The sequence below is a fragment of the Gardnerella sp. c10Ua_31 genome (genome assembly GCF_055700915.1).
This window is the reverse complement of the sequence record NZ_JANUYG010000002.1, coordinates 370,713-383,065: the sequence shown is the minus strand read 5'-3', so window position 1 is coordinate 383,065 and position 12,353 is coordinate 370,713. Positions and strand designations below refer to the sequence as shown.

Genomic DNA, 12,353 nt, shown 5'->3' with positions numbered 1-12,353 from the left:
TGTAAAAAATCGAAGTTTAAGTCATAATATTTATAAGATTCGTAAAATTGTAAGATTCATAAAGTTTATGACTTTGCAATCTTGTGACTTTGTAATCAAAGTAATCATTGTTTTAAGAATTGCTAAATTTTTTAGGCGGAGTCGAGGCTTATTATGGTAAATTCGCAAGATCAGCTACTTGAAAGCGCAAATATGCAAATGCACAGTAATCGCCCTGCAATAGTCGGCAAAAATATTAAAAATCGCGATATTTACCTTAATCAGCTTATAGCTTTCAAAGATACAGAGCCTGTAAAAGTTGTGACGGGTATTCGTCGCTGCGGCAAGTCAACTCTGCTTAAGCTCATGCAAAAGTATCTACTCAACTCTGGGGTTGAGCAAAATCAAATTATATCTATAAACTTTGAGTCGCTCGAGTTTCAAGATATGAGTTACAAAGACTTATACAATTACGTTAAAAGTCGGATTGAATCCAACAGTATTGAATCCAACAGTATTGAATCCGCTGATATTGAGTCTTCTAGTATTAAGCATCCTAAAAAAACGTATCTTTTCTTTGACGAGCTTCAGCGTATAGATCGTTGGGAAGATGCAATTAACTCGTTTCGTGTAGATTTTGATTGCGATATCTATATAACTGGCTCTAACGCATACTTGCTTTCCTCGGAGTACTCAACGTACTTGTCTGGTAGGTATGTGGAAGTGAAAATGTATCCGCTTTCGTTCAAAGAGTTCGTTGATTTTCAGGATTATTCCATTGAAGAATATAAGTCTCCGCTCGGCGATTTGAAAAAAAGAGCGGTGAGCGCGAATGGTAGTAGTGTAGAGCTTGATGACTTGTTTGCAGCTTATATGCGTTACGGTGGTATGCCTGCAATCTGTGATATTGCTTTAGAATCAGGTTTTGATCAGAGTAGTGCAATGACTTTGCTGGACGGAATTTATTCCACTGTAGTAGTTCGCGATATACTCGAGCGCGAGAAGCGCCGCGGGCAAAGGCAGATTACAGACGCAGATCTTCTTAGAAAAATCATTATGTTTTTGGCAGATAATATTGGAAACAATACGTCATTAAATTCTGTGTGTAATACGCTTTCTTCTGAAAATCTTCTTGATGCTGTTGATAATAATTCTCGCGTCTTGCGCGCGCGCGGCGGCAAGCCTGCAACTCAAACTATATCCGCATATGTTAGTGCGTTAAAAGAATCTTACATGTTTTATGACGTTAAGCGCTTTGACATTAAAGGAAAGGATTATTTGCGCACTCTTGGCAAGTATTACATTGTTGACATTGGGTTGCGTAATTATTTGCTCGGATTTAGAGACAGAGATAGAGGGCATGCGCTAGAAAATGTTGTGTTCTTTGAGCTTTTAAGGCGCGGATATGATGTTGCTGTTGGCAAAATAGATAATTTGGAGGTGGATTTTGTTGCGACTTCTGCTTCCGAAAAGCTTTATATTCAAGTAACTGAAAGTATGATGGATGAGTCTGTGCGCGAGCGAGAGTTAAAGCCGCTTCGTAAGATCCAAAATAATTACGAAAAGCTGGTTATTACTTTGAGTAAGGCTTTAGATGATAATTACGAGGGCATTCGCGTTGAAAACATTGTTGATTGGTTGCTTAAGTAGGGTCTATAAGTAGGAATTACAAGTAGATGCTAGTGTTTTAGGGCTTTCGTTTGTGTTCGCTTGCGTTCACGCTCGAAGGCCCTTTTGTATTCCGCTTATTGCTTTCTGTTTATTATGTTTTGAGGCTTGCGTGAATGTCTTCTCACTTCGCAAAATTAAAAAATTGTCAAATTTGCGAAGTGGGATTTGGCTGGTTTTGCGAAGTGAGGTTTGCTTGGCATTAAAGCGCGTAAATCATGCTACGCCGAAACGAGTGGCGTTATGTTGATGTTGTCGATGCTACCTATGTTTCTATAGTGCGTTTTTGCGAAAATGTCGGTATAGACGAATGTTTTTTACTCGCTATGCCTTCATTTTGGCAAAATGTAGGTATAGAATGCGACTTTCTGTAAACTATGACGACATTTTGCTATTTTGTGGCTTTTGGGGGATATTGTTGTGGTTTTTGATGATTGATAGAGTGTTTGATATTGGGAGTGAGGCAAGCGATGTTTAGGAATGTTGTGGCGATTGAGCGCGCGCTCGGAACGGGGATTATTATCTCTAGCAGCGTGCCGATTTCGCATCGCGTGCAGAAGCGGATTCGTGCTTTTGTTGAAGAGTATGAATCGGTGCTTTCGCGCTTTCGTGCAGATTCGCTAGTTTCGCGTATGGCTCGTGCGGAGCATGGCGGCGAGTTTGAGTTTCCAGCATGGGCTGGGTCGCTTTTTGCACTTTATAGCGAATTTTACGCTGCTACTCGCGGAGCTTTCGACGCGTGCATTGGTGCGGATCTGCTTGCGCTTGGTTACAATAATTCTGTGCAATTCGTTCCAGAGTTGGCAGCGAGCGCGAGTTCTAATATAGGCAGTTGGGCTAATTATCGCCGCTCTTTGCCGATTACGTGGTCGGATATTTCGCAAGATAGCGGCAGTGCAACGCTTTGCACAAATCAGCCAGTGCAGCTTGATTTTGGTGCAGCTGGAAAGGGCTATTTTGTAGATCTCGTAACACAGATTATTAAAGAGGATCTTGGTAGTGATTCGCCTGCGGATTTTGATTTTTTGGTAAACGCTGGCGGAGATATGCGCGTTTGTTTTAGCGAAGAGAATGATCAAATAAAAGTGGCTCTGGAAAATCCTTTTGACACAACTCAAGCAGTTGGAGTTGCATCAATCGCAAGCGGAGCGTTGTGTGCGTCGTCTAGCGCAAGAAAGCGTTGGAAAGTAAAAGAAGCAAGTTGCTTAGGTAAAGATGCAAATGGCTTTGAGTCTAATTTAATTGCGACTCACTTGATTAATGCGCTTGATGGCATTCCTGCTTGCGATTTATGCGCAAGCTGGGCGTATGTGCCTAGCAAAACTTGCGATTTTCCAACTGCTTACGCCGATGCGCTCGCAACTGCGTTGTTTGTATCGCAAGGAAGCGATTTGCAAAAAATCGTGCAAACTACTGGCGCTGAGTTTGCTGTAATCTCGCCAAATAATGCGCTTCGCAAAACGCGCGCATTCCCAGCGCACTTTTTTGCCGAATGATGCCGAATGATGCTGAATAATGCAGGATAATGCAGGATAATGCCAACTAATGCCCAATAATTACTATGCGAGCTATCTTGCTTGCAAGAATCGAAGCTAGACGCAAGCGATGCGAGTGGCGTTGCTGCTGATTGTGCGCGTTTACAGTAGAATATTAAAGAACGCTTATTTAATTATTGCGTAATATTGCGTAGTATTGCGCTTATTTAATTAGCTTATATATTGCACATGCGCTTGCGCGAATTGCACGAATAGGGAGCAGTAAAATGGACACTCGCAAAGAAGAAGAACGCGCGGAATTACATCGCACGATTTGGAAGATTGCCGACGATTTGCGAGGTTCCGTTGATGGTTGGGATTTTAAAGCATACGTATTGTGCACTATGTTTTATCGCTATATTTCCGAGAATTTATGCGATTTTATTAATAAGAACGAGCATGAATCTAAAGACGGTGATCCAAACTTTGATTATGCAAAAATAAGCGATGAAGATGCCGAGCCTCTTCGCAGCGAAATGATCTCGGCTAAAGGCTTTTTTATACTTCCTAGCGAGCTGTTTTGCAATGTGTTGAAGCGTGCTCCTCAAGATAGCAATCTAAACGAAACGTTGAGCCGCGTGTTCCGCAATATTGAAGCTTCTTCTCAAGGAACTGATTCGTCTGACGATTTTAAGGGATTATTCTCCGATTACGATGTGAATAATATTAAGCTTGCAGACACTGTTGAAGGCAGAAATAAGCGTTTTGTTAGGTTATTGCAAGTGATTAGTGAGATGAAGCTTGGCAGTGTAAACAACAACGTGATTGAGGCTTTTGGTGATGCTTACGAGTATTTGATGGGCTTGTATGCGTCTAACGCTGGCAAGTCTGGTGGCGAATACTTTACGCCTGCAGAAGTTTCAATGCTGCTCACGCGCCTTGGAACAGTTGGAAAATCAAGCATTTCCAGCGTGTACGACCCTGCGTGCGGTTCTGGCTCGCTTCTGCTAAAGGCCAAAAAAGTACTCGGCATTGAAAACATTAGTGGCGGTTTTTATGGCCAAGAAAAGAATGTTACTAGCTACAACTTGTGCCGCATGAACATGTTTTTGCACGATGTGAATTTTGATAAGTTTACTATTACGTGCGGCGATACCCTTATAAAACCGCTAATCGAGGATAATAAAAAGTTTGAGCTAGTTGTTTCTAATCCGCCTTATTCCACGAGTTGGGAGGGGGATTCTGATCCGTGTATGATTAACGATTCTCGTTTTGCTCCAGCTGGAGTTCTTGCTCCAAAAAGCAAGGCAGACATGGCATTTGTTTTGCACTGCTTGGCGTATCTGGCGGAAGATGGTGCTGCTGCAATTGTTTGCTTCCCTGGAATCATGTACCGCGGCGGAGCTGAGCAAAAGATTCGCCAATATTTAGTTGAGCGTAATGCTGTTGATTGCGTTATTCAACTTCCAAGCAACTTATTCTTTGGTACTTCGATTGCTACGTGCATTATGGTTTTGCGCAAAAATAAGCGGAATGATACTTCTATATTGTTTGTTGATGCTAGCCGAGAGTTTGTAAAGTCAACGAATAGCAACAAGCTTTCGGACGAGAACATTGAGCAGATTGTTAAGTGGTACACTTCTAGGCAAGATGTGGAGCATATTGCGCACGTTGCATCTTTGGAAGAAGTGGAATCCAATAAATACAATCTTTCCGTTTCTACATACGTTGAAGCAGAAGATACTCGCGAAAAGATTGATATTACAGAGCTTAATGCGCAATTAAAAACGGTTTGCGCTCGCGAGCAAGAGTTGCGCGAACAGATTGAGAAGATTGTAAGCGAGATTGAAGCTGGCAGCGTTAACTTTGATAATAGCGAGGTGGCTCAATGACTAGCAAGCTTGAGGAGTTAATTGCTAAGCTTTGCCCGAATGGTGTGGAGTATAAAGTTTTAGGCGAATTATGTAATATTTGCACTGGTAAGTTGAATGCTAATGCAAAAGATGAAGATGGTATTTATCCGTTTTTCACCTGCGATGCAAACCCTTATAAAATTAATGAATATGCATTTGACACATCAGCAATATTGATATCAGGAAATGGTAGCCAAGTAGGTCATTTAAATCAATATGAAGGTAAGTTTAATGCTTATCAAAGAACTTATGTCTTAGATAATTTTAAACTCGTCATTAAACCTTTTTTATTTCATTTTATGGATGCCTATTTAAAACCATATATTATGGTGAACTGTAAAAAAGGCTCCGTACCATATATCACATTACCAATGTTACAAAGTTTTAATGTCCCTGTACCTCCGTTGGAGGTACAACGTGAAATAGTCCGTATATTGGACTCTTTCACGTTACTTACAGCAGAGCTTACAGCAGAGCTTACAGCAGAGCTTACAGCTCGTAAAAAGCAATACGAATACTACCGCGATACCTTGCTTACATTTGACGACAATAATCCTCTTCGCTCGCTTATATCGCGCTGCTGCCCGAATGGTGTGGAATATAAGAAGATTGGTGATATTGCCTCCGTAGATAGGGGTGGAAATTTACAGAAAAAAGATTTTTGTGAGCACGGAATACCATGCATACATTATGGTCAAATTTATACGAAATATGGTTTGTTTGCTAGTAAATCTTATACATTCATAGATAGTGAATGTGCAAGTAAACAAAGATTTGCGCATAAAAACGACATCGTAATGGCTGTAACAAGTGAGAATATTGAGGATGTTTGTAAATGCGTGGCTTGGTTTGGTGAAGAAGATGCTGCTGTTAGTGGACATTCTGCAATTATTAGGCATAACCAAAATGCAAAATATTTAGTTTATTATTTTCATTCATCAATGTTCTTTTTACAGAAGAAGAAACTCGCTCATGGCACTAAAGTAATTGAGGTCACTCCATCTGATTTGTTAGATGTCAAAATCCCCGTCCCACCTCTTGAAGTACAGCATCAAATCGTACAAATTCTGGATCGTTTTGACGCACTTTGCAATGATTTAACTCAAGGCTTGCCTGCAGAAATCGAAGCTAGACGCAAGCAATACGAGTACTATCGCGATCAACTCCTAACCTTCAAGCGTGCGTAATTAAGAATTCGAGTGTGAGTAGATAAGAAGGAAGCAAAATGAAAATTGTGTTAGAGAATCAAGATAGCACTGTAATGTCTACATTTACGCCGAGTGCGCGAAACGACGGCAGCTATCAAAGCGAAGCACAACTCGAAGAAGAGTTCATCAACATTTTGCAATCCCAAGGCTACGAGTATGCTCACATTCACAACGAGAAAGATCTTATAGCAAATCTTCGCGTGCAAATTGAAAAGCTCAACGACTATCATTTTTCAAATGACGAATGGGAAAGATTTTTCAAAGAAAATATCGCAAACAGCACTGACGATATAGTTAAGAAAACAGATACTATTCAGCGCGATAACGTTAAAATACTCAAAAAAGATGACGGCACAGATAAGAACATTACTATTATTGACAAAGAAAATATTCACAAGAATATTGTGCAAGTAATCAATCAGTATGCTGTTAATGCAAGCGATAGCGCAAACGATAATGATGCAAATGGCCCTGCGCGTAGCAATCGTTACGATGTGACTGTTCTAGTAAACGGCTTGCCAATGGTTCATATTGAGCTAAAGCGCAGAGGTGTGCCTATTAGAGAAGCGTTCAATCAGATTAACCGTTATGCTCGCGACTCATTTTGGGCTGGAAGCGGAATATTTGGATACGTGCAAATTTTCGTAATCTCAAATGGCACTGAAACAAAGTATTACTCTAACTCAACTCGCAATAATGCGTACAACGAGCAGAAAAGCAAAGGATCTAGCAACACAACAACAAGTAACAGTTTTGAATTTACAAACTATTGGTCCGATGCTCAAAACACTATAATCTCCGACTTATGCGATTTTGCTAGAACATTCTTTGCAAAGCACGTAATTCTTAACATTCTTACAAAATATTGCGTTTTTAATGCAGACAAATGCTTGATGGTAATGCGACCATACCAGATTACTGCAGCAGAAAACATAGTGAATCGCGTAAAATACATGTTTGCTAATGCGAGCAAAACGCCAGCATCAGAGCGTCAAAAGGGCGGCTATATTTGGCATACTACTGGATCTGGCAAAACGCTAACTAGCTTCAAAACATCGCAGCTAGTAAAAGCGTTAAAAGACGCAGAAGGCAAGAATCTTGTTGACAAAGTTTTGTTTGTTGTAGACCGTAAAGATCTTGACTATCAAACAATGAGAGAATACGACAGGTTTGAAAAAGGAGCCGCAAATAGTAACACTTCAACATCTGTGCTTACAAAACAGCTAGAAGACAATACGGAAGAATGCAGGCTTATTATAACCACTATTCAAAAGCTTAGTAGGTTTATAAGCAACAACCCAAGCCATGAAATTTACAAAAAGCGCATAGTGTTTATTTTTGACGAATGCCACAGAAGTCAGTTTGGAGGCATGCATGCAGATATTGTAAAACACTTTAAAAATGCTCTGCTTTTTGGGTTTACTGGCACGCCAATTTTTGAAGCGAACGCTGCTGGCTCCGACGCTGCGCATATTTCTACAACCGAGCAAACCTTTGGACCGTGCTTGCACACGTACACAATCATTAACGCGATTAACGATAAAAATGTGTTGCCATTCCGCGTGGAATACGTTGCTACTGTAAAAACGTCGAGCGAGCTGGAAAAAGCAACCGACGAATTGGTTAAAGATATTAATCGATCAGATGTAATTAAGCACCCGGAGCGCGTGCATAATGTTGTTCAATACATTATTGAGCATTTTACTCAAAAAACGTATCGCAACGAGAAAACTTACAAATACAAGCGCATTATTAACGTTAAAGAACTTGCTGCAGATAAGCATAATACTTTAGATGCTAAAAAATCTTCTGAAGCAGTTGACGTAAACGGATTTAATTCAATCTTTGCTGTTGCAGACATTCCTCTTGCAAAAGCGTATTACAACGAGTTCAAAAAGCAGCAGCAAAATCTGCCTCCAAGCGAACGCTTAAAAGTAGCAACTATTTTTAGCTATGCAGTAAACGAGGGTGAGTCAGATTCTTCGGCGTACGCCAACGGCATGGGTTCTCTTGGAGAAGAAAATTCAGAAAGCACGGCAAATCTAGACGCAAATTCGCAAGAATTCTTGGAAAGTGCAATAAAAGACTATAACGAAATGTTTAATACTGCGTATGATGCGTCAAATAACAAATTCCAAAACTATTACAAAGACGTTTCAATTCGCATGAAAAATAAGGAAATTGACGTTTTGATTGTAGTCAACATGTTTCTAACTGGTTTTGATGCAACAACTTTGAACACGCTTTGGGTAGATAAAAATCTTCGCATGCATGGGCTTATTCAAGCGTTTTCGCGCACAAATCGAATCTTAAACTCCGTTAAAACATTCGGAAACATTGTGTGCTTTAGGGATTTGAGTTATAGAGTTGACGAAGCGGTAGCTCTTTTTGGAGATAAAGATGCGCAAGGTATTGTGCTATGCCCTACGTTTGAGCAGATTTATAACGGTTATATTGATGCTAAAGGAATTGAGCGTTGTGGATACAGCGATTTAGTAAATGAGCTTATGGAAAAGTATCCGCTGCAAGGATTCAACATTGTTGGAGAAGAGAATCAGAAAAAGTTTATATCGCTTTTTGGTAATATACTGCGATTGCGTAATATGCTGAAAGCTTTCGATCAATTTGAAGGCAACGAAATAATCAAAGAGCGCGATATGCAAGATTACTTGGGGCATTACCAGGATTTGCATGAAGAGTGGAAGCGCAAAGAGCAAAAAGGCGAGATTGCAGACATTACGGATGACGTTGTGTTTGAGATGGAGCTTGTGCGCCAAGTAGAAGTAAATATTGACTACATTTTGATGTTAGTAGAACATTACCATAGCAAGCATTGTAAAGATAAAAATGTTCTTGCTTCTATTAGGGTGGCGGTTGACTCTAGCCCGCAGTTGCGTAGTAAAAAGAAGCTTATTGAAGGGTTTATTGCGCAGCTTAACGAGAATGAGCTTGGGAATCTTGTGGATTCTGAAGGTAACATTACCGTTTACGATTCTAACGGCAACAAGTTGAGCATTGTTGATTGCTGGAGCGAGTATGTTGAGAAAAAGTATAATCATGATTTGGCGCAACTCGTGCAAAGCGAAGGATTAAACGATGCTTTGACTCGCAAGTTTATGGAGAAATCTTTTAGCGCTGGCGAAGTGAGTGAGCTTGGTACAGATATTAATGATTTAATGCCTAGAATGAGCAGATTTGGCGCTGCGGCTAAGGCGCGCGCTGAGAAGAAAAGTCGCATTGTAGAAAGTATGAGAAACATGTTTAATGAGTTTGTTGGGCTTATTGGCTTTTCTCAATATGATTCGCAAAAAGATTGATAATTATCGTTATCAATATCATTTTTGTAATATTTGCGAGTTTTTTGCTCTGAACTATATCAATCTACTTGATATATCGATATTATGTTGATGGGGTTACTTGCGAGGCGACTTCAAATATAACAAAACGGAACAAGTTCTAGCAAAACAGAACAACCGCGTAGAAATCGCCAAAAAATTTGAACGATTAAAACTGAAGACTAAAAACTGAAGCTAAAACTTAAAGATAAAAGCTCCAGCAAAACTAAAAAATAGAACGAAAATAAAAGAAGTTGGGTGCGCTCGATGGGGATTAGAGCCAAAGGAGATATGGAGACATTATGCACGCGTGTGCAAAAGCGCGCCAAAAAGCACAGCAAGTGTATGCATTTTTACTTGCTATATGCGTTTTTGTAAGTTGCGCAATAGGGGTTGCTGGGGTTGCTGGATTTGCTGGAATTGCTGGGCTAATCGCAGCTCCAACGCCTGCTTATGCTACGGATGCCAATAAAACATACAACACTTGGTCGGAAGTTTCTTTAGCTATTAAAAGTCAGCTAGAACAAGGCAAAAGCGAGTATGCAAACGCAAATATGGCAGGAGCGGCAACCAGGTTTCAAGCTGCATACAACTCTGTTTATGTAGCTTCAAACATGATTACAGTTGTGCGAGATACGATTAGTCAGAATAAAGTTCAATCGCAAAGTGATCAATTCCAACAGTTACAAACGTTGGTGTATCAACAAAATCAGTCCGCGCAAATTAGTGAAGTCGTATCTGCTCTAGAAGCAGACGTTGCGCAAACAGCATCTCAATTAGACTCAAACACAAATCTAGATAAGCCGAATGTTTATGCATCCAAATTGCGTGCGCAGATCGCAAAAGAACGCAAAAAGCTCGATGCCGCAAAAAAGAAGAATCTTGGACGAAACGGCAGAACTTGGAGTCAAGTAGCGCAAGAAATGAACGTTATACTCGACAAATCTGCATCAACGTATAAAGCAGCAAAAGCAAATAAGCAAGAAGTTGCCAAAGCTGTTGATTTAGTGAACGAAGCCTATTACCAGTATTACGAAAAGCTCGGTTTCGAGAAGAACGTTATGAACGCAATAAGCGGAAGCCGAGTAAGCACTGTTGAATATCAATTCAAAGAGTGCAGGCAGGCTATGAACAATGGCAAATCATTTGCGCAAACAAAAAAGCTGTTTACAGTTCTTAAGTCAATGCTTATTGAAGATGCATTCAAGCTAGACGGCGGAGCGGCGGCTAATGCCAATGTGTTTATGCAATTTATAACAAGCTCCTTTGGTCAGGCTTTTATAATCTTGTTGCGCGAAGGGTTGGAAGCTATGCTGGTTGTGGCTGCAATAATCGCGTATCTTATTAAATCTGGGCACAAGCACATGGTTAAGTACATTTACATGGGTCTTGTTGCTGGAATTGCGGCGTCGCTTGTTGTTGCTGCGCTATTTGGATTGTTGTTCAATGGCTCTGGACCGCAGCAAGAGATTACGGAAGGCGTTGTGGCGCTGTTTGCAATGCTTATGCTGCTGTACACAAGCAATTGGATGATTTCAAGATCTTCTGTGCAAGCTTGGAACGAGTATATTCGCAACCAAACAACGGCAGCTGTTTCTAAAGGCAGCTTGATTTCTCTAGCGTTGCTAAGCTTCCTAGCAGTGTTTCGCGAAGGCGCAGAAACCGTGATTTTCTACCAAGCGATTTTTGCTGTATCAAGCGGAGCTGACTCCATGATTTGGGGCGGATTCGTGGCTGCAGCCGCCGTGCTGGTTGTAATCTTCTTACTGATTCGCTTTGCATCTGTGCGCATACCGATTCGCCCGTTCTTTGCAGGAACAAGCGCGCTTATGTGCATTTTAGTGGTGATTTTTGCTGGCGGAGGTGTGCATGCGCTTATAGAGGGCGATGCGCTCGCTGGCGCGTATATTCAAGGCTTGCCAACTAACGATTGGCTTGGATTCTATCCGTACGTTGAAACGATTTCGGCGCAAGTCGTAGCTGCAATCGTAGTTATTGCGCTGTTGTGTGTGAGTTTTGTGCGCGCGCGCAAATCGCAAGCAACCGTTGGCAACAATTAACGGATAAGTCAAAACTAAAAATCAAAACTAAAAATCAAGCAATAATAAACAATAACTAATAGAAAAGGTTAGATATGAAGAATAAAAAGATGATGGCAATTGCAGCCTTAGCGCTTGCAGGAATGCTAACACTCACTGGCTGTGGCGCAAACGGAAACGCAGCAAAGTCTGCGTCAAAGCCACAATCATCTGAGCAGAAGGCCGACGATAAGGGCGGAGACAAGGGCTTTGAAGAGGTTCCAGTTGGACCTCACCAAGACCAGAACATTGGCCCGCTTACGATTGGCGCTGTGTACTTCCAGCCAGTCGACATGGTTCCAGCAGGCATGGGCTTAAAGGCAAGCGAGGCAAGCTTCCACCTTGAGGCAGATATTCACGCAAACAAGAAAGGTGCACAGCTTGGCTATGGAAAGGGCGAGTTTATTCCAGATTTGACTGTGAATTATCAAATTATTGATAAGGCGAGCGGTGACGCTGTTGTAAAGGGCACGTTTATGCAAATGAACGCTTCCGACGGCCCACACTACGGCGCAAATGTTAAGCTCGATAAGGCTGGAAACTACAAGTTAGTGCTTTCTGTTGAATCGCCAGAAAAGAAGGGTTGGATGCTTCACGTAGATCCTGCTACGGGCGTGACTGGCCGATTCTGGACTGAGCCAATTACCGCTACATTCGACGATTGGAAGTACACTCCACGTCAGTGGTAGTTTTGCCA

At 41.2% G+C, this 12,353-nt stretch carries 7 protein-coding genes; all 7 read left to right on the top strand.

What is annotated here, in order from left to right; translation table 11 throughout:
• The first annotated feature begins 153 nt into the window (after window positions 1-153).
• Window positions 154-1,629, top strand: coding sequence for an ATP-binding protein (locus NYP55_RS04135; RefSeq protein WP_205727579.1), 1,476 nt, complete (start codon window positions 154-156; stop codon window positions 1,627-1,629).
• Window positions 1,630-2,117: 488 nt separating this feature from the next.
• Window positions 2,118-3,143 carry an FAD:protein FMN transferase gene (locus tag NYP55_RS04130; RefSeq protein WP_472781604.1) on the top strand — a complete coding sequence of 342 codons (1,026 nt, stop codon included), beginning with the start codon at window positions 2,118-2,120 and terminating at the stop codon, window positions 3,141-3,143.
• Window positions 3,144-3,409: 266 nt separating this feature from the next.
• On the top strand, window positions 3,410-5,014 hold the full coding sequence (locus tag NYP55_RS04125; protein ID WP_472781603.1) for a type I restriction-modification system subunit M: 1,605 nt from the start codon (window positions 3,410-3,412) through the stop codon (window positions 5,012-5,014).
• Window positions 5,011-6,222, top strand: a complete 1,212-nt coding sequence (locus tag NYP55_RS04120) for a restriction endonuclease subunit S (protein WP_472781602.1) — start codon at window positions 5,011-5,013, stop codon at window positions 6,220-6,222. Before NYP55_RS04125 ends, NYP55_RS04120 begins: the two co-directional genes overlap by 4 nt.
• Before the next feature lie 38 nt (window positions 6,223-6,260).
• Window positions 6,261-9,560 carry a type I restriction endonuclease subunit R gene (locus NYP55_RS04115; protein WP_472781601.1) on the top strand — a complete coding sequence of 1,100 codons (3,300 nt, stop codon included), beginning with the start codon at window positions 6,261-6,263 and terminating at the stop codon, window positions 9,558-9,560.
• Between the two features lie 320 nt (window positions 9,561-9,880).
• Window positions 9,881-11,638: an FTR1 family iron permease gene (locus NYP55_RS04110; RefSeq protein ID WP_472781600.1), complete on the top strand. Its 1,758-nt coding sequence runs from the start codon at window positions 9,881-9,883 to the stop codon at window positions 11,636-11,638.
• A gap of 74 nt (window positions 11,639-11,712) precedes the next feature.
• A complete protein-coding gene (locus tag NYP55_RS04105; protein WP_004131558.1) occupies window positions 11,713-12,345 on the top strand; it encodes an iron transporter in 633 nt (210 codons plus the stop codon).
• Window positions 12,346-12,353 lie beyond the last annotated feature (8 nt).

What these genes read in the sequence shown, in the direction of transcription:
- NYP55_RS04120 (WP_472781602.1), top strand. Translation starts at nt 5,011, where the DNA reads ATGACTAGCAAGCTTGAGGAGTTAATTGCTAAGCTTTGCCCGAATGGT.
- NYP55_RS04105 (WP_004131558.1), top strand. Translation starts at nt 11,713, where the DNA reads ATGAAGAATAAAAAGATGATGGCAATTGCAGCCTTAGCGCTTGCAGGA.
- NYP55_RS04130 (WP_472781604.1), top strand. Translation starts at nt 2,118, where the DNA reads ATGTTTAGGAATGTTGTGGCGATTGAGCGCGCGCTCGGAACGGGGATT.
- NYP55_RS04110 (WP_472781600.1), top strand. Translation starts at nt 9,881, where the DNA reads ATGCACGCGTGTGCAAAAGCGCGCCAAAAAGCACAGCAAGTGTATGCA.
- NYP55_RS04125 (WP_472781603.1), top strand. Translation starts at nt 3,410, where the DNA reads ATGGACACTCGCAAAGAAGAAGAACGCGCGGAATTACATCGCACGATT.
- NYP55_RS04115 (WP_472781601.1), top strand. Translation starts at nt 6,261, where the DNA reads ATGAAAATTGTGTTAGAGAATCAAGATAGCACTGTAATGTCTACATTT.
- NYP55_RS04135 (WP_205727579.1), top strand. Translation starts at nt 154, where the DNA reads ATGGTAAATTCGCAAGATCAGCTACTTGAAAGCGCAAATATGCAAATG.